The organism is Streptomyces sp. B21-083, assembly GCF_036898825.1.
GTDB lineage: Bacteria > Actinomycetota > Actinomycetes > Streptomycetales > Streptomycetaceae > Streptomyces.
This window is the reverse complement of sequence record NZ_JARUND010000001.1, coordinates 888608-906643: the sequence shown is the minus strand read 5'-3', so window position 1 is coordinate 906643 and position 18036 is coordinate 888608. Positions and strand designations below refer to the sequence as shown.

Below are 18036 nucleotides of genomic sequence, written 5' to 3'. Positions count from 1 at the left end.
GCGGGAGGGCTGCGCCCCTCCCGCAGGGGCGCGGGCCCGGTCGGCTTACTCGCCCTGCTGGGCCTGCTGGGCGGCGACCGACTTGCGGACCTCGTCCATGTCCAGCTTCCGGGCCTGCCCGATGACGTCCGTGAGGGCGGCCTCGGGCAGGGCGCCCGGCTGCGCGAACACGGCGACCTGGTCCCGGACGATCATCAGCGTCGGGATCGACTGGATACCGAAGGCCTGCGCCAGCTCCGGCTGCGCCTCCGTGTCGATCTTGCCGAACACCAGGTCGGGGTTGTCCTCCGCGGCCTTTTCGTACACCGGGGCGAACTGACGGCACGGCCCGCACCAGGACGCCCAGAAGTCGATCAGCACGAACTCGTTCTCCGTGACCGTCTGGTCGAAGTTCTCCTTGGTGAGCTCCACGGTGCTGCTCATGACCTGATTCCTCTTCCTGCTGTCGGGTCGTTACCGGTGGCGCTCGCACAACACGGCCCGGCCCCTGCCTATTCCGCGCACGTACCCGTGTCGCCACGGGCCACACCAACTACCAGACTGGGCCCATGACGGAAACGGAAACCAACGTGTACGACGTCGTGGTGCTCGGTGCCGGGCCCGTGGGGGAGAACGTGGCCGACCGCACCCGCGCGGCCGGCCTCTCCACCGCGATCGTGGAGAGCGAACTGGTCGGCGGCGAGTGTTCCTACTGGGCCTGTATGCCCAGCAAGGCCCTGCTGCGCCCGGTCATCGCGCGCGCCGACGCCCGCCGGGTACCCGGCCTGAGCCACCTCGTCCAGGGCCCCCTGGACGCTGAAGCGGTCCTCGCCCACCGCGACTACGAGACCTCCAACTGGCAGGACGACGGCCAGCTCGGCTGGCTGGGGAGCATCGGCGCCGACCTCTACCGCGGCCAGGGCCGCCTGGCCGGGCCGCGCACCGTGACGGTGACGGGCGAGGACGGCGTGACGCGGACCCTGACCGCCCGGCACGCGGTCGCCGTGTGCACGGGCACCGGCGCCCAACTGCCCGACCTGCCGGGCCTCGCCGAAGTCCGGCCCTGGACGAGCCGGGAGGCGACCAGCGCCAAGTCGGTGCCCGGCAGCCTGATCGTGGTCGGCGGCGGTGTCGTCGCCGTCGAGATGGCCACCGCCTGGCAGGCCCTCGGCTCGCGGGTCACCCTGCTGGTCCGTGGCAAGGGCCTGCTGCCCCGCATGGAACCGTTCGCCGGCGAACTGGTCGCCGAGGCGCTGGCGGAGGCGGGCACGGACATCCGCACCGGTACGTCGGTCCAGTCGGTGACCAGGGAGAACGGCACCGTCGTCGCGGTCACCGGCACCGGCGACCGGATCGAGGCCGACGAGATCCTCTTCGCCACCGGACGCGTCACGCGCACCGACGACATCGGCCTCGACACGGTCGGCCTCGAACCGGGCTCCTGGCTGTCGGTCGACGACAGCCTGCGGGTCACCGGCAGCGAGTGGCTGTACGCGGTCGGCGACGTCAACCACCGCGCCCTCCTCACCCACCAGGGCAAGTACCAGGCGCGGATCGCGGGCGCCGCCATCGCGGCCCGCGCGGCCGGCGTCCCGCTCCTGGAGACCGACCCCTGGGGCGCCCACTCGGCCACCGCCGACCACGGCGCCGTCCCGCAGGTCGTCTTCACCGACCCGGAGGCGGCGGCCGTCGGCCTCTCCCTCGCCGAGGCGGAACAGGCGGGCCGTCGCGTACGCGCGGTCGACGTCGAGTTCGCCTCGGTGGCGGGGGCGGGCCTGTACGCCGACGGCTACCGGGGCCGCGCCCGTATGGTCGTCGACCTGGACCGCGAGACCCTGCTCGGCGTGACCTTCGTGGGCCCCGGCGTGGGTGAACTGATCCATTCGGCGACCGTCGCCGTCGCCGGCGAGGTGCCGCTCGGACGGCTGTGGCACGCGGTGCCGTCGTATCCGACGATCAGCGAGGTCTGGCTGCGACTCCTGGAGGCCTACCGGGACGGGAAGTAGGAACCGGCGGGCGGAGACGTCGGGCGGTCGGGGGAGCCGGGCGGTCGGAGGAGCCGGGCGGTCGGCGGGGAGGGGCGCTCGGGGGAGCCGGGTGGTCGGGGGAGCCGGGTGGTCGGCGGGGAGGGGCGGTCGGGGGAGCCGGGCGGTCGGCGGGGAGGGGCGCTCGGGGGAGACGGGCGGTCGGGGGAGACGGGTGGTCGGAGAAGCCGGGTGGTCGGGGGAGCCGGGCGGTCGGCGGAGACGGGTGGTCAGAGGGGGAAACCCAGCTCCTCGGCCGCCCGCGCCGGGGTCGGCTGGGCCCACCGCTCCGCCATGGCCGTGCTGGAGGACAGCGAGCGCAACTCGGCGCGGTCGAGATAGAGCGTGCCGTCCAGATGGTCGGTCTCGTGCTGGACGATCCGGGCCGGCCACCCCGTGAACACCTCGTCCACCGCCCGCCCGTACTCGTCCTGGCCCGTGAGCCGCACCGCCGCGGGCCGGGACACCACCGCCTGCCAGCCCGGCACACTCAGACAGCCCTCGAAGAACGCGGCCCGCTCGGTGCCGACCGCCTCGTACGACGGGTTCACCAGCACCCGGAAGGGCAGCGGCACGCGCCCGCGCACCACCCGTACCTCCTCCGGCACCGGCGCCGGGTCCTCGATGACCGCGATCCGCAGCCCCACCCCGACCTGCGGCGCCGCCAGACCGACGCCCGGCGCGGCGTACATCGTCGCGCGCAGCGCCTCGACGAAGCGGGCCAGCAGCTCCGGCCCGAGCTGCCCGTCGAAGGGCATGGACGCGCGGCGCAGGACCGGGTCGCCGGCGGCGACGATCGGCAACGGGCCGCCGACGGCGAGGAGTCGCTCGACCCGGTCGGCAAGGGCGCTCGGGTCATGGGGAGTTGCCATGGCGCAAGGATGCCACGCACCTCCGACACCCGGCGCCCACGTGTGTGACGTACGCCATATGTTGGGTCGGGAACTCGACGGCCCGGCGGCCCGACTACTGACCCGTCCCCCCTGTCATACCGCTCGCAGTCGGTCACCCCACGGCCGCCTTCCCCGCTCCCCGTCCCCAGCCCACCGGAGAAGCCCGCCGATGTCCATCGCTCCCACGACCACGACGGACGAATCCCCGGATTCACCGGACGCGTCGAAACCCTCCGTCCCGGCGAAGCCGTCCGCCACCGCCACGCTCCGCCCGCTGGTCCTGCGGCTGCACTTCTACGCCGGCCTGCTCGTCGCCCCGTTCCTGCTGGTCGCCGCGCTGACCGGATTCCTGTACGCGGCCTCGTTCCAGGCCGAGAAGATCGTCTACGCCGACGAGCTCACCGTGTCCTCCGTAGGAGACACCAAGCTGCCGATCTCCGAGCAGGTGGCCGCCGCCCGCAAGGCCCACCCCGAGGGCACCGTCGCGGCTGTGCGCCCCTCGCCCGATGACGACGCCACGACGAGGGTCATGCTGTCCGGCGTCCCCGGTGTAGGTGAGGGTCACACGCTCGCGGTGTTCGTCGACCCGTACACCGCGAAGGTGGAGGGCGCGCTCGAACAGTACGGGGCGTCGGGCGCGCTGCCGCTGCGCACCTGGATCAGCGAGTTCCACCGCAACCTGCACCTCGGCGAGAACGGCCGCCTCTACAGCGAACTCGCCGCGAGCTGGCTGTGGGTGATAGCCGGCGGCGGCCTGGTGCTGTGGTTCGCCCGCCGCCGCACGCAGCGCAAGGTACGCGGCACCAGCGGACGCCGCCGCACCCTCGGTCTGCACGGCACCGTCGGCGTCTGGGCCTCGGCCGGCTTCATCTTCCTCTCCGCGACCGGTCTGACCTGGTCGACGTACGCCGGCGCCAACATCGACGTCCTGCGCACCTCCCTCGGCCAGTCCACCCCGTCGGTCTCGGCCGTCGCGGGCAGCGAGCACGCCGGCCATGGCGCGGCGGCCGGCGCCGGCAGCGACAGCGAGCACGGCGTCGGCCTCGACAAGGTGCTGGCCGCCGCCCGCGCCGAAGGCCTGGGCGACCCCGTCGAGATCGTCCCGCCCGCCGACGAGTCCTCCGCGTACGTGGTGCGGCAGACCCAGCGCGGCTGGCCCGAGAAGCAGGACGCCGTCGCCGTGGATCCTTCGACCGGCGAGGTCCTCGACGTCCTGCGGTTCGCGGACTACCCGGTGCTCGCGAAGCTGACCCGCTGGGGCATCGACGCCCACAGCGGACTTCTGTTCGGGTTCGTCAACCAGCTCGTGCTGATGGCCCTCGCGCTCTCCCTCGTGCTGCTCATCATCTGGGGCTACCGCATGTGGTGGCTGCGCGGCCGGGCCTCCGCCTTCGGCCGCCCGATCCCGCGCGGCGCCTGGCAGCAGGTGCCCCCGCTGCTCCTCGTGGCGCTGATGGCGGGCGTGGCCGTGGTGGGCTACTTCGTTCCGCTGCTCGGCATTCCGCTGGCCGCCTTCATCGCCGTGGACGTGATCTTGGGCGAGATCGACCATCGACGGGGCAACCGGACGTACGAGGAGCGGGCCGGCGCGAAACAGTGAGCGGTACAGGACGGCCCGGCAGCCCCTCGAACCCTGAAGCGGGGAGCCGGGCCGTCCTGTTGTCGCGTCGCGGAGCTACTCGAAGTCGCCCGCGAGGGCCGAGGCGAGCTTCATGTGCGGTGCGGCCTCCTCGTGACGGCCCTGACGTTGGAGTGTGCGCCCGAGCAGCAGCCGCGCGTACTGCTCGACCGGGTCGCGCTCGACGAGAACCCGAAGTTCGGCTTCAGCGCGCAGCAGTTGAGCCGAGTGGTAGTAGGCGCGGGCCAGCAGCAGTCGGGGTCCGGTCTGCTCGGGCACCTCCTCGACCAGCCCGTCCAGCACCCGCGCCGCACCGGCGTAGTCCTTGGCGTCGAAGAACAGCCGCGCCCGCTCCCAGCGCTCCGCAGCGGTTCCGTGGTCGTAGTACGTGTACGTCGTGGTCTCCACTCGTGCCTCCTTCGGAGGCGTAACCGCTTCGAGCGGCCGGTCATTCCGCCCCTGGTCCGGCCAGGTCGGCCAGCTCCCCGTTCGCCCGCTCGTTGATCAGGGTGAGCACCCGGCCGGCGGTGGCCAGATCGTCCGCCGGGATGCCGGCGTAGATCCGTGCGGAGATCGGAGCGGTCTCGGCGCTCGTGCTGCCGTACAGGTCGCGTCCCGCCTCTGTGAGGGCGACGGAGGCCGGGGACTCGGCCGACAGCAGCCCGCTCTCGACCAGTTCCCCGACGACCGCGCGCACGGCCCCGGCGTCGGTCTTCAGCGCGTCGACGACCTCACCGACCAGCCACTCGCGGTCGACGGGCCCGTCGGCGACGGCGACGAGCCTGAGCGTCACCGACTGCTGGAAGGTGGCGCCGTGCCGGGCCAGCACGTTTTCGAGGACGGCCCGCCCGGCGTAGTGGGCGAGGGCGATGACGCGGGGGTCGAGCGTGGGTCCGGTGGATGTGGTGGATGTGGTCATGACTGCTCCCTCTCGGGGTCGGTGTGGAGCGGGGTGTCGAGCAGGAGTGCCAGGTCGCGGGTGAGGTCGCGGGTGCGCTCGCTGTCCAGGCCTCCGAGGGGCTCCAGCAACTGCTGAAGCAGTCCCTGTACGACCCTGATCGCGCGCCGGGTGACCTCGTCGCCCTCCTCGGTGAGAGCGAGCCGCACCGCGCGCGGGTCCTGCGGGTCCCGGGTGCGGTCGAGCAGGCCGGCGCTCTCCAGGGCGCGGGCGAGCTTCGAGACATAGAGCGGTTCGAGCCCGGTGTGGTCGGCGAGCTGCCGTTGACTGGGGCGAAGACCGGCACGCCGCATACCGTGCAGAGAGGCGACCAGGGCGTACTGCGCGTGGGTCAGCCCCAGGGGCGCGACCGCCCGGTCGACCGCCACACGCCACTTCGTCGACAGCCGCCAGACCAGATAGCCGGGGGTCGCGTCCTCAGATGCCGCAGATGTCGAACTCATGGCCGATAGAGTACATGGCTACTATGTACATGGCTATGAAATTCTTGCGAAGTCCCGGAGGCAACTCCTGTCGGCCACGAGGGGGGCGGGTGCGGGCCTGGGGGCGGCCTGGCTGACCTGGCGCCTGAGCCGGGCCCTGATGCGCGACGAGTCCGGCGCCGCTCCTGGCGGCAGGGACCTGCTGGGAAGTTCCGGTTCCGTGGTCACCGCGATCCCTGTCGACGGCTACGGCGTGCATCGCCCCGGGCGACCAGGACGACGACCTCACCCGCTTCGCCGAGCACGCTCACGCCGCCACCGGCCAGGCGCAGGTGGCCATCGGCCGGCCTCGGCCCGGCGCGGTCGGTATCGGCCACAGCTACGAAGAGGCCCTCAACGCCCTGGACGTGGCCCAGCGCATGGGCCTCGACGAGCGTCCGCTGCGCGCCGCGGACCTGCTGGTCTTTCCCGTTCTGGCCCGGGACCGGCAGGCACTGATGGATCTCGTGCGCAGCACGGTGGGACCGCTGGAACAGGCGCGCGGTGGGGCCCAGCCGCTGCTCGACACCCTCATGGCGTACTTCGACACCGGTTGTGTGGTCGCCGCCGCGGCCCGGCGGCTGTCGCTCAGCGTGCGTGCGCTGACCTACCGGCTGGAGCGCGTCCACACCCTGACCGGCAACGACCCGACAGGGCCCGCCGACCGCTACACCCTGCACTGCCGTCATCGATGCCCGCCTGCTCGACTGGCCCGCCCGCCCCTGTGACGCATCCGAAGCTCAGCGCACCCGTCCGCGCGGCTTCAGCGGCGTCCCGGGCAGCGACGGTGCGCGGAGCGGGGCGCCGTCGGACCCTTCATCTCGCCGAACCGGACCCCCTTCGCCCGGACCTCGCGGACCTGCACGATGCCGTGGTGGTTGGCGTACCAGTGGATTCTCCAGCCACGATGTCGCCGAGTTTCACCGCAGCCGCTCATATGTGTCGCTGTGATCAGGTGAGGGTGACCTCGACCGGCAGCCGCTTGATGCCGTTGACGAAGTTGGAGCGGACGCGCGGGACGTCTCCGGTCAGGCGGATGTCCGCGAGGCGCGGGATCAGTTCCTCGAACATGATGCGGATCTCGGTGCGGGCCAGCAGATTGCCCAGGCACAGGTGCGGGCTGCCCTTGCCGAAGGTGACGTGGTCGTTGTCGGTGCGGGCGACGTCGAAGTCGTAGGGGTTGCCGAAAACGGCCTCGTCACGGTTGCCGGAGGCGTACCACATGACGACCTTGTCACCCTCCTTGACCTGCTTGCCGCCCAGCTCGACGTCACGGGTCGCGGTGCGGCGGAAGTGGTAGACGGGGGAGGCCCAGCGCAGGAACTCCTCGACCGCCGTGGGGATCAGCGACGGGTCGTCCTTGAGGCGCGCCAGTTGCTCGGGGTGCTGGAGGAGGGCCAGCATGGAGTGGGTGATGGTGTGCCGAGTGGTCTCGTTGCCGGCCACGACCAGGAGCAGGAAGTAGTTGTCGAAGTCCTGCGGGGACAGCGGGACGCCGTCGCGCGGCGTTTCGTTGACGAGCCTGGAGATCAGGTCGGTGCCGTTGCCCCCGCGCCGCTGCCCGGCCAACTCCCGTCCGTATGCGAAGACTTCGAGGGAGGCGGGGGAGCGGAAGGGCAGGTCGCGGTACTTCTCGCTCTCCGCGCTGTGCAGCAGGACGTCCGCGTAGTCGGGGTCGGTGTTGCCGATGATGCGGTTGCCCCAGTCGATGAGCTGCTGGTTGTCCTCCGGGGGGACGTCGAGGAGGCGGGCCAGGACGTTGATGGGGAAGTCGGCGGAGACCTCCTTGACGAAGTCGAACGTTCCCTTGGCGAGGGCCGTGTCGAGTGTCTTCGCGGTCAGGCCGCGCAGGAAGTCGCTGTAGCTGTTGATGACGCTCGCGCCGAACTGGCGCTGCATCAGGCTGCGCAGCGCCCGGTGGCGGACACCGTCCAGCTCCAGGATCGAGGCGCGCTTCTTGATCTGGTCCTCGTCGACCTCTTCCAGGTTGACGAACTTCGTGGAGGTGAAGGTCTCCGCGTCACGGTCGACACGGGCGATGTCCGCGTGCCGGGTGACCGCCCAGAAGCCGGAGTTGGGTGCCTCCTCGGGCTGCCAGTGCACCGGGTCCTCGTGGCGCAGGGTGTGGAACATCCGCCACGGGGTCACTCCGTCGGTGAAGTTGTCGAGGTCGGCCAGGTCGACCTGGTCCAGGGGCAAAGGCTCGCGCACGGCATCGGTCGCGGAGAGGGCGGGCGGCACAGTGGTCATGGGGTATGGGCTCCTCGGCGTCACAGGTGGTAGGCGTACTCGGTGAACTCCCAGTCGGTGACGTGCCGTTGGAAGCGTTCGACCTCGTTGCGCTTGTAGGAGAGGAACGAGGAGGTGAAGTCCTTGCCGAGCACTTCGCTCAGCGCGGTGTCCGCCTCCAGGGCGTCGAGGGCGGCGGACAGGCTCATGGGCAGGACGGACGCCTTGGCGGTGTCGTAGCCGTAACCCTCCAGCGGGGCCGGAGGCTCGTCGCCGGCCGTGACGCCCAGCAGCGCGGCGGCCAGGGTGGCGGCGATCAGCAGGTAGGGGTTGGCGCTGGCGTCGCCCAGACGCAGTTCCAGGCGGGCTCCGCTGCCGCGCTCGGGCGGGATGCGGACCATGGCGCTGCGGTTGTCCATGCCCCAGTCGATCAGCCAGGGGGCGAGGGTGTCCGGTCCGAAGCGTTTGTAGGAGTTGACCGTCGGGTTGGCGAGGGCGGCGAGGGCGGGGGCGTGGGTGAGGATGCCGGCGACGGCGTGGCGGGCGGTGGCCGACAGGCCGTACGCCTCCGAGGGGTCGTCGAAGGTGTTGCGGCTGTCGGAGTCCTCGCAGGACAGGTGCAGATGGAAGCCGGAGCCGCCGGCGTCGTTGAACGGCTTGGCCATGAAGGTGGCCAGTCGGCCCTCTCTGCGGGCCAGCTCCTTGACGGCGGACTTGAGCCGGAAGGCGCGGTCCGCGGCCGACAGAGCCTCGGAATGGTTGACGTTGATCTCGAACTGGCCACCGTCGAACTCGTGGTTGCCGTTGGTGGCGCCGACGTCGAGGTCCCGGAGCATGCGCAGCGTGCGCAGGAGATGGTTGTCGGGGTCCGCGCGCAGGCCGGCGGTGTAGACGGCGCCCGCCTCGCGTGCGTACCGGCGCCAGCCGCCGGCCGGGTCCGGCTCGCACAGGAAGTACTCCAGCTCCGGGCCGACGACCGGGCGCAGTCCGTGCTCCTGACACCGGGCGAGGACCGAGCGCAGCAGGTCGCGCGGTGACTCGGGCGCGGGTGCACCGGTGGCCGGGTCGGTCACGTCGCCGAGGCAGGCGGCGACGCCCGGTTCCCAGGGCAGCGCGACGAGTGTGTCGAGGTCCGGCCGTACGGAGATGTCGGGCAGGCCCGCGTCCAGTCCGCCGCTGACCGGGACGACGTCACCCTGGGGGCTGGTGTGGTAGACGGCCCGGCAGAAGGCGAGCCCGTGGTCGCAGGCCGTCGGCAGGCTGTCGAGCAGTACGTCGCGGGCACGGTCGGTCCCGATGAGGTCGGGGTAGACGACCCGGACGACGTCGATGCCCTGGGCGGCGAGCCGCTCCATGTGCTGACGGACCTCTGGGGTGGCGGATGCGCTCACCGATGTCTCCTCGGGCGGCTGGGATAAGCGGCGTACGAAGCAGGAGCGGGTTGCGGGCACGGACGCCGGGCAGGCTCGTGATTCGTTGTTTGAGGCCAAACGGTATGGGTGGCCTCTCCGGGCCGCAAGGGGGCGTACCCAAAAAATTATCCACCTGGACAGGTATTGACCAGGGGGAAACGGCTTCCTATGTTGTTTGAAGCCAAATGAGTGGAGGTCCGGCGTTCCCGGACCTCATGGCCGGGGCCCGGTCGATGGTGGCCGGGCCCCTGTATCCCTTTCCGCCCGGCGCCTCGTCGCCCTCATCACCAGGAGGACCGGCCATGAAGGTCGTCGTCGACATGAACAAGTGCCAGGACCACGGCCAGTGCGTCTTCGCGGCACCCGACGTCTTCCAGCTCGACGACAACGGGCGTCTGGCCTACGTCAGCGATCCCGACGACGCACTGCGCGACGAGGTCGAGGAAGCCGCCGACGTCTGCCCCCTGCAGGCCATCCGGATCGAGGCCTGACCATGACATCGACGAGTCCGGGTGTCGTCGTGGCCGGAGCCTCCATGGCCGGCCTGCGCGCCGCCGAACAGCTGCGCGCGGCGGGCTGGACCGGGGCCATCACGCTCGTCGGCGACGAACCCCACATGCCCTACAACCGGCCTCCGCTGTCCAAGGAGGTCCTCGCGGGCAAGGCTCCGTTCGAGTCGCTGGCCTTCCGCCCCCGCGCGAGCGTCTCCGACGTGCGGTGGCGCCTGGGCACCAAGGCCGTCACGGCCGACCTCGGCCGGCGGATCGTCGAAGTCGACGGCGGTGAAGCACTGCCGTACGACGGACTGGTCGTCGCCACCGGCATGCGGCCCCGCCGACTGCGCTGTCCCGGCCCGCTGATCGGCCGCCACACGGTGCGTACCCTTGCCGATGCCCAGGGACTGCGTGAGGAGCTGACCCGGCCGGGTGTGCGGGTGGTCGTGGTGGGCGCCGGTTTCATCGGCTGCGAGGTGGCCGCGACCGCCGTCGCCCTCGGCGTCGCCGAGGTGACCGTCGTCGACCCGCTGCCGTTGCCCATGGTGGGCCCGCTCGGCGATCTCCTCGCCAGGTCGCTGCTCAGGCGGCATGAGGACCGAGGGGTGCGCTTCGCGCTCAACATGGGCGTCGCCGGTTTCGAGGGCGAGGACCGCGTCACCGGCGTCGTACTGAGCGACGACACCGTGCTCCCCGCCGACATCGTGATCGAATCGGTGGGCTCGGTCGCCAACACCGAATGGCTGGAGGGCAACGGGCTCGACCTGACCGACGGGGTCCTCACCGACGAGCAGTTGCGGGTCGGCGGACACCCCGAGGTGGTCGCGGTCGGCGATGTGGCGCGCTTCCCCAACGCCCGCTACGACGGCGTGCCCCGCCGGGTCGAGCACTGGTGCATTCCCACCGACACCGCCAAGCACGCCGCGAGGACGCTGGTCGCCCACCTCGCCGGTCAGAAAGCCGAGTCGGCGCCCTTCGCGCCGCTGCCCGCCTTCTGGAGCGACCAGCACGACTTCCGGCTGCAGTCCTTCGGGGCGCCGGTCCTCGGCAAGGACGACATACGCGTCCTCGACGGCGACCCGGAGGGCGATGTCCTGGTCGGCTACCACCGGGACGGCCACCTCGTCGCGGTAGTGGCCCTCGGTGGCCGGGCCGCCGCGTCCGCCGCAGCCCGCTACCGCGCCGAACTGCTCCAGCAGTCTGCCCTCACCGCCTAAGGAACCCCTGCCCATGACCACCGTCCGCGGATACCTCCACCCCAAGACGGCGACCGGCGCCTCGTCGCTGATCCCCTCCCCGCCCTGGCACTACTCCGGCGACCTGCTCACCGTCGAGTACCGCACCGACCCCGCCCGGGTGCGCGAACTGCTGCCCGAGCCGCTGGAGCTCGCCGATGAGGACCCCGGCGCCGTCGCGCTGATCTGGGCCGACTGGCAGTCCTGCTCCGCCTCCGGCGACGAGCTGCTCGATCCCGTGCTCTCCCAGTACAAGGAGGCCTTCGCGGTCGTCCGCTGCGCGTACCGGGGGCAGACCTACTCGCGCTGCGTGTACATCTGGGTCGACAAGGACTTCGCCATCGCCCGCGGACTGCACCAGGGCTACCCCAAGAAGCTCGGCTCCATCCACCAGACCCGCCCCCACCCCTACGGTCCGGCGCCGCGGATCGAGGCCGGCGCCCGCTTCGGTGCCACGCTCGCCGCCGCGGACCGGCGTCTCGCCCAGGCCGTGGTCACGCTGCGAGAACCGTCCGAGACCAACGGCTTCGTCAACAGCCACCCCATGGCCCACCACCGCTGGCTGCCGTCGATCGAGCAGGGCAAGGGCCTCGCACTCGACGAACTGATCGAGACCGGAGCCGCTTCCTTCGAGGCCGGGCAGGCCTGGCGCGGCGACGCCGAACTCGAGCTCTTCGAAGCCCCGACCGAGGAGCTGGCCCGACTGGAGATCCGGGAGCCGATCGCCGCGTACCACCGGCAGGTCGGCGTGGTGTGGGACGGCGGACGACTGCTGGAGTCCGGCACGTCCGGCGCCCAGTGACGCCCTGTACCGCGGATACGACTTGGAGACCGGACATGACCGACCACATCACCACCGTCGCCGGGGTCACCGTCGACACACGCCACTGGATCGGCGGCGAACGCGTCGCCTCCACCGAGACGTTCACCGACGTCTCGCCGATCGACGGAAGCGTCCTCGGTGAGATCGCCCGAGGCACGGCCATGGAGGCCGCCGCAGCCGTGGCCGCGGCGAAGGCCGCCTTCCCCGGCTGGGCCGCCACCCCCCGCGCCGAACGCGCCCGCCTCCTGCACGCCGTCGCCGACGGCGTCGAGAAGCGGATCGAAGAGCTCGCGATCGTCGAGACCACCGACAACGGCGCCCTGCTGCGCTCGCACCGGCGGGGCGTGATGCCTCGTGTGGCGCACAACTTCCGCTTCTTCGCGGACTGGTTGCTGCGGTTGGAGCACGAGGACTTCGACACGCGCGGGCACACCAATCAGGTCAGCTGGGACCCGGCCGGCCCCTGCGTGCTGATCACCCCGTGGAACGCGCCGCTCATGCTGGCGACGTGGAAGGTGGCGCCGGCGCTGGCGGCGGGCAACACGGTGATCCTCAAACCTGCCGAGTGGACCCCGTTGACCGCCTCGCTGCTCGCCGACATCGCTGCCGAGGCCGGGTTGCCCGCCGGCGTCCTCAACGTCGTCCATGGATACGGCTCCGAGATCGGCGACGCCCTCACCTCGCACCCGGACGTGCGCCGGATCAGCTTCACGGGTTCGGTGCCCACGGCGAAGCGGATCACCGAGTCGGCCGCCGCCAACCTCACCCCGCTCAGCCTCGAACTGGGCGGCAAGTCACCGCTGTTGGTGTTCGCGGACGCCGACCTGGAGCTCGCGGTCGATCTCGCTGTGGAGCAGTACGACAACGCCGGGCAGGTGTGTCTGGCGGCCACCCGGTTCCTGGTCGAGGATTCGGTCGCGGAGGAGTTCACCCGCCGGTTCGTGGAGCAGGCCGGGCGGCTCGTCCAGGGCGACCCGCGAGACGTGGCGACCGACATCGGGCCCAACATCCACCCCCGCCAGCTGGAGAAGATCGACGGCTTCGTGCGGCGGGCGATCGCGGCCGGAGCACGCGCGGTGCTCGGCGGACATCGCAAGGGCGGCCAGTACTACGCTCCGACGCTGCTGACCGATGTCGCCCAGGACTCCGAGGTCGTGCAGGAGGAGGTCTTCGGCCCGGTCCTGACCCTGCAGACCTTCGCCGACGAGGACGAGGCCGTCCGCCTCGCCAACGACACCCGCTTCGGGCTGGCCGCCACCCTCGTCACCGGCGACCGGGAGCGCGCCGAACGCGTCACCGCCCGGCTCGTCGCGGGCACGGTCTGGGTCAACTGCTTCTTCGTACGCGATCTCCAGGCGCCCTTCGGCGGCTCCCGCCACTCCGGCGTCGGTCGCGAGGGCGGAACGTGGAGCTTCGACTTCTACTGCGACCTGAAGAACACCGTCACCGCCCCGAAGGGATGGAAGGACCATGGGTGAGATCGTCGGGGCGGGCCTGCTCGCCCATGTGCCGACCATCGTGCTCCCGGAGGCCGACCGGCTGGAGCTGAACGAGGGCAAGGAGATCACCCTCGTCACCGGCCTGCGGCAGCTTCGGGAGGACGTCTTCGAAGGCGATGCCGCAGGCGAGTACGACACCGTCGTCGTCCTCGACTCGCACTGGGCGACCACCGTCGAGTTCGTCGTCACCGCCCAGCGGCGCCGCGCCGGCCTGTTCACCTCCGAGGAACTGCCGCGCGGCATGTGCCGGATGCCGTACGACTTCCCCGGCGACCCCGAACTCGCCGCCAACATCGAGAAGTTCGCCGACAAGCACGGCACCTGGATCACCGCGATCGACGACGAGTACCTGCCGATCTACTACGCCACCATCAACCTCTGGAAGTTCCTCGGCGAGGGCCTGCCCGACAAGCGGTGGGTGACCATCGGCGTCTGCCAGACCGGCGACATGGAGGACCACCTGCGCCTCGGCCGCGCACTCGCGGACGGCATCGCCGCCACGCCCGGCCGCCGCGTCCTGCTCATCGCCTCCGGCGCCCTCTCGCACACCTTCTGGCCGCTGCGCGAGCTGCGCGACCACGAGGCCGGCGACCCCGTGCACATCCGCACGCCCGAGGCCCGCGAGGCGGACCACGAACGCATCGCCTGGTTCAAGGAGGGCCGCCACGACAAGGTCCTCGACACCATGGACGAGTTCTGGAAGGTCAAGCCCGAGGCGAAGTTCTTCCACTACCTGATGATGGCCGGCGCCCTCGGCGGGCAGGCCTGTATCGCCAAGGCCCGCCAGTACGGCGAGTACGAGAACTCCATCGGCACCGGACAGGTCCACCTCTGGTTCGACCGCCCGGCCGAGGGCTGGACCGGCACCGGCCGGCCTGCCGCCCCGTCCCCGCGCACCCCGCCCAGTCGTATCTAGGAGCCCCTGCCATGCCCGAGTACCGCCGCATCCTCCTGGACGGTTCCGCCGTCCAGGTCACCGTCGAGGGGGACGAACTCGTCGCCGGGGACGGCCGCCGCGTCAAGACCGAGGAAGCACAGCACCTGCCCCCGGTGGTGCCGTCGAAGGTGATCGCCGTCCATCTCAACCACCGCAGCCGCGTGGACGAGTTCGGGATCGATCTGCCCGGCACGCCCACGTACTTCCACAAGCCGACCTCGGCCCTCAACTCCCACCAGGGCGCCATCGTCCGCCCCGAGGGCTGCAAGTGGCTCAACTACGAGGGTGAGGTCGCCATCGTCATCGGCAGGACCGCACGGAACATCTCCCCTTCCCAGGCGGGGGAGTACATCGCGGGCTACACCATCGCCAACGACTACGGCCTGCACGACTTCCGCGACACCGACGCCGGCTCCATGCTCCGCGTCAAGGGCTCCGACACCCTCTGCCCGCTCGGCCCCGGCCTGGTCACCGACTGGGACTTCCACGGCAAGTACCTGCGTACGTACGTCAACGGCCAGGTCGTGCAGGACGGTTCGACCGACGAGATGCAGTGGGACATGCACTACCTCGTCGCCGACATCGCCCGCACCATCACCCTCCACCCGGGTGATGTCCTGCTGTCCGGCACCCCGGCCAACTCCCGTCCCGTACAGCCCGGCGACGTGGTCGAGGTCGAGGTGGAGGGCCTCGGCAAACTGACCAACCACATCGTCACCGGCCCCACGTCCATCCGCGCCGACGTCGGCGCCCAGCCCACCGAGTCCGAGGAGGTGCTGTCCACCGCACTCGGCGGCGACTGGGAGTTCCGCGGCATCCGCGCGCCCCGGCGTTGACCGCTCGAGAGCCCGTGCCGCACCGGGCGGCCCACTGCTCCGCCCGGCGCGGCACGCACCACATCGCGGACCGCCGTCTCCCTCCCGGCCGGCGATGCTGCCGCACCGAAGCGCTGGGTAGGGTCACAGCCATGACCGATTCCGCGGACACCTCCCAGAGCAGGGGGTCGCGCAAACGCCTGAACTACGGGGAGGGGCGCGAGGCCCTGCTCAACGCCGCCGTGCGCGTGGTGGCGCGCGGCGGGCTGCGCAAGCTGACCTACCGGGCCGTCGCGGAGGAGGCGGGCGTCACCCACGGGCTCGTCGTGCACCACTTCGGTTCGCGCGACGCGCTGATCGAGGAGGCACTCGCCCACACGATCCGCACCTCGCTGAGCACCAGCGCCCTCGAACCCGGCACCGGCAAGGTCGCGGACTTCTCCACCGGGCTGTCCGACATGGTCACGGCGGCACCGGGCACCCAGATGTTCCAGTACGAGCTGCTGCTGGAGTCGACGCGCAGGCCGGAGCTGCTGCCGCAGATTCGCGCCCTGTACGACGAGTACTTCGACGCCACCGAGCGCGAGCTGTCCCGCATGGTGCCCGCCGGCGCCAACCGGGCGCTGGCGCGGCTGATCTTCGCCGCGCTGGACGGCCTCGTGCTGCACCAGCTCGTCCTCGGCGAACCGGACGTCACGGACGCGGCGCTGGACGAACTGCGTTCCCTGCTGAGGCTCCTCGCCGGCGACGGCGCCGACCCGCCCGAGGACCGGCCATGACCGTCTGACCACCCCCTGCAAAGCCCCTCTGCAAGGCCCTGGACGCCCCGGCGTCCAGGGCCTTCATCGTTCAGCCTTCAGGCGTTCGTTTGACTCCGCACGAGTAAAGAATCGATTACGCGGGCCGGAAGCATTGACGAAACTGTCCGATTGGATAATTCTCGCCGCATGGCACCGGCTGGTCCGAGACCGCCACGCACCCGAGGAGATCCCCATGACCACCGAGGCTCCCGCAGCAGACCTTCTCCCGTTCCGCGCCGCCGACTACCGCGCCGACCCCGCCCCGTACTACGCCCGGCTCCGCAGGGAGGCGCCTGTCTACCGGCACCCGACGGGCGTCTGCGTCGTGTCCCGCTACGAGGACGTCGCCAAGCTGATCCGCAATCCCACTCTCAGCGTCCGCAAGCTCGACTTCGGCGTGGCCGATCCCCTGCACGACACGATGCTCGGCCAGGACGCCCCGGACCACACGCGGCTGCGCCGCGTCACCAACCGCTGGTTCACGCCGAAGGCCGTCGAAAAATGGGCCAAGGTCATGCAGGCCTCCGTGGACGCCGTCCTCGACGAGGCGGCGACAGGCGACGGCACCCTCGACGCGGTGAGCGACCTCGCGCTGCGCTCCACGTTCGACACGATCTGTCATGTCTTCGGCATCGAGCCCGCCAAGATGCTGGAGATCCAGAAGTACACCTACGACATCGGGCTGAGCCTGGGCCCCGGATCGGACGAGGACGACTGGCGGATCAGCGGCGAGGCCTTCGAGTGGTACGAGGAACACGTCCGCGGCCTGATCGCCCACAAGCGCGCCGACCCCGGCGACGGCCTGATCGACGCCTTCCTCGCCGCTCAGGACGAGGGGAGGATGAGCGAGAACGAGGTCGTCCGGACCATCCTGCTCTTCTTCGCCGTCGGCCACCTCGACATCAAGCACCTGATCGTCCAGGGCGTCCGGCACATGGCGGAGCACCCCGAGTACATCGGGATCTACCGCGACCGGCCCGAGGCGAGGCCCGGCTTCATCAACGAGATCCTGCGCATCGAGACACCCGAGCAGATGGTCGCCCGGCTCACCACCCAGGAGACGGCCATCGGTGACACGACCGTGCCCGCCGGCGAGGTCCTGGTCCTGCTGATCGGGTCCGCCAACCGCGACCCGGAGGTCTTCCCGGACCCGGACCGCTTCGACCACACCCGCCCCGTCGCGGCCGGCCAGCACCTGGCCTTCGGCTCGGGCCAGCACGGCTGCGCGGGCCAGGTCCTCGCCCGCGCGGAGGCCGACGTGGTCTTCACCTCGCTGGTGAACCGCTTCAGCACGATCGAACTCGCCGGCGAGCCCGCCTTCACCCACACCGAGTTCCTGCGCAGCATCGCCCGGCTGCCGATCCGGCTGCGCTGACCCACCGGACCGCCCGCGCTTCCCGTATCGCACGAAAACCGGCACAAGGAGCACATCGCATGCGCGTCGAAGTCGACCTAGAGAAGTGCCAGGACCACGGACAGTGCGTGTACGCCGCTCCCGGCCTCTTCGCCCTCGACGACCAGGGCCGCCTGGCCCTGCGGGCCGAAGCCACCGACGTGTACGAGGCCGAGGTGGGCCGGGCGAGCGCGGACGAACTGCACGAGGCCGCCGACGTCTGCCCGCTCCAGGCCATCTCCGTCCACGAGTAGACAGCCGACAGCCTGTCGCCGCTCATCGCCCGGCCCCCGCAGAAGGGCGACGCCGGCGACCTGACCGTCATTCCGAAGCCGGTCGTCGCGACCGGCGCGGCGCCCATCTGCCCCACCTGGTGGGTTACGGGCCTGTAAGGAACCGGCGACCAGTCGAAAATCCTCGCCCAGACCCCTTGTCAAACGGATAGCTCCGGCCCACCATGAGGCAA

18 protein-coding genes and 1 pseudogene are annotated in these 18036 nt (G+C 71.1%); 12 read left to right on the top strand and 7 right to left on the bottom strand.

The genetic code is table 11. From position 1 onward, the window contains the following. Positions 1–45: 45 nt before the first annotated feature. Positions 46–423, bottom strand: a complete 378-nt coding sequence (gene trxA / locus QA861_RS04085; RefSeq protein ID WP_319202023.1) for a thioredoxin — start codon at positions 421–423, stop codon at positions 46–48. A gap of 125 nt (positions 424–548) precedes the next feature. Between trxA and QA861_RS04080 the strand changes: the two genes are divergently transcribed. After that, positions 549–1985: a dihydrolipoyl dehydrogenase family protein gene (locus QA861_RS04080; RefSeq protein WP_334586806.1), complete on the top strand. Its 1437-nt coding sequence runs from the start codon at positions 549–551 to the stop codon at positions 1983–1985. Positions 1986–2233: 248 nt separating this feature from the next. On the opposite strand, the gene QA861_RS04075 is transcribed toward QA861_RS04080, so the two are convergent. Next, positions 2234–2875, bottom strand: coding sequence for a peptide deformylase (locus QA861_RS04075; protein ID WP_334586805.1), 642 nt, complete (start codon positions 2873–2875; stop codon positions 2234–2236). 190 nt (positions 2876–3065) lie between these two features. Between QA861_RS04075 and QA861_RS04070 the strand changes: the two genes are divergently transcribed. After that, positions 3066–4496, top strand: a complete 1431-nt coding sequence (locus tag QA861_RS04070; protein ID WP_334586804.1) for a PepSY-associated TM helix domain-containing protein — start codon at positions 3066–3068, stop codon at positions 4494–4496. A gap of 75 nt (positions 4497–4571) precedes the next feature. Here the strand turns inward: QA861_RS04070 and QA861_RS04065 are convergent, their stop codons facing one another. Genes QA861_RS04065 through QA861_RS04055 form a run of 3 tightly spaced genes read right to left on the bottom strand, consistent with a single transcriptional unit; the run spans position 4572 to position 5915 of the window. Next, positions 4572–4922 (bottom strand): tetratricopeptide repeat protein, encoded by a 351-nt coding sequence (locus tag QA861_RS04065; protein ID WP_334586803.1) that lies wholly within the window; start codon positions 4920–4922, stop codon positions 4572–4574. 40 nt (positions 4923–4962) lie between these two features. Beyond that, positions 4963–5433: a MarR family winged helix-turn-helix transcriptional regulator gene (locus tag QA861_RS04060; protein WP_334586802.1), complete on the bottom strand. Its 471-nt coding sequence runs from the start codon at positions 5431–5433 to the stop codon at positions 4963–4965. Further along, positions 5430–5915, bottom strand: coding sequence for a MarR family winged helix-turn-helix transcriptional regulator (locus QA861_RS04055; RefSeq protein WP_334586801.1), 486 nt, complete (start codon positions 5913–5915; stop codon positions 5430–5432). The genes QA861_RS04060 and QA861_RS04055 overlap by 4 nt, the downstream gene beginning before the upstream one ends. Positions 5916–6148: 233 nt before the next feature. Between QA861_RS04055 and QA861_RS04050 the strand changes: the two are divergent. Further along, positions 6149–6656 (top strand): annotated as a pseudogene (locus QA861_RS04050) (PucR family transcriptional regulator); the annotation flags it as partial. Positions 6657–6884: 228 nt separating this feature from the next. On the opposite strand, the gene QA861_RS04040 reads toward QA861_RS04050, so the two are convergent. Next, the gene (locus tag QA861_RS04040; RefSeq protein WP_334586800.1) at positions 6885–8183 is read right to left on the bottom strand and encodes a cytochrome P450; all 1299 of its coding nucleotides are present in this window, start codon (positions 8181–8183) and stop codon (positions 6885–6887) included. Positions 8184–8203: 20 nt separating this feature from the next. Further along, a complete protein-coding gene (locus tag QA861_RS04035) occupies positions 8204–9553 on the bottom strand; it encodes a glutamine synthetase family protein (protein ID WP_334586799.1) in 1350 nt (449 codons plus the stop codon). A 323-nt stretch (positions 9554–9876) separates the two neighbouring features. On the opposite strand from QA861_RS04035, the gene QA861_RS04030 reads away from it, so the two are divergent. The 9 genes from QA861_RS04030 to QA861_RS03990 all read left to right on the top strand — a co-directional run bounded on the left by QA861_RS04030 (position 9877) and on the right by QA861_RS03990 (position 17824). After that, positions 9877–10065 (top strand): ferredoxin, encoded by a 189-nt coding sequence (locus tag QA861_RS04030; RefSeq protein WP_138044410.1) that lies wholly within the window; start codon positions 9877–9879, stop codon positions 10063–10065. A gap of 2 nt (positions 10066–10067) precedes the next feature. Continuing rightward, positions 10068–11285: an NAD(P)/FAD-dependent oxidoreductase gene (locus tag QA861_RS04025; protein WP_334586798.1), complete on the top strand. Its 1218-nt coding sequence runs from the start codon at positions 10068–10070 to the stop codon at positions 11283–11285. Between the two features lie 13 nt (positions 11286–11298). Beyond that, positions 11299–12105 (top strand): acetoacetate decarboxylase family protein, encoded by an 807-nt coding sequence (locus tag QA861_RS04020; protein ID WP_334586797.1) that lies wholly within the window; start codon positions 11299–11301, stop codon positions 12103–12105. Between the two features lie 35 nt (positions 12106–12140). Beyond that, complete coding sequence (locus tag QA861_RS04015; protein WP_334586796.1) at positions 12141–13604, top strand: aldehyde dehydrogenase; 1464 nt, start codon at positions 12141–12143, stop codon at positions 13602–13604. Then, positions 13597–14541: a 3,4-dihydroxyphenylacetate 2,3-dioxygenase gene (locus tag QA861_RS04010; protein WP_334586795.1), complete on the top strand. Its 945-nt coding sequence runs from the start codon at positions 13597–13599 to the stop codon at positions 14539–14541. Before QA861_RS04015 ends, QA861_RS04010 begins: the two co-directional genes overlap by 8 nt. 11 nt (positions 14542–14552) lie before the next feature. Then, complete coding sequence (locus QA861_RS04005) at positions 14553–15398, top strand: fumarylacetoacetate hydrolase family protein (protein ID WP_334586794.1); 846 nt, start codon at positions 14553–14555, stop codon at positions 15396–15398. A 131-nt stretch (positions 15399–15529) separates the two neighbouring features. After that, complete coding sequence (locus QA861_RS04000; protein WP_334586793.1) at positions 15530–16156, top strand: TetR/AcrR family transcriptional regulator; 627 nt, start codon at positions 15530–15532, stop codon at positions 16154–16156. Positions 16157–16370: 214 nt separating this feature from the next. Next, positions 16371–17552: a cytochrome P450 gene (locus QA861_RS03995; RefSeq protein ID WP_334586792.1), complete on the top strand. Its 1182-nt coding sequence runs from the start codon at positions 16371–16373 to the stop codon at positions 17550–17552. Positions 17553–17611: 59 nt separating this feature from the next. Beyond that, on the top strand, positions 17612–17824 hold the full coding sequence (locus tag QA861_RS03990) for a ferredoxin (RefSeq protein WP_334586791.1): 213 nt from the start codon (positions 17612–17614) through the stop codon (positions 17822–17824). Positions 17825–18036: the final 212 nt, after the last annotated feature.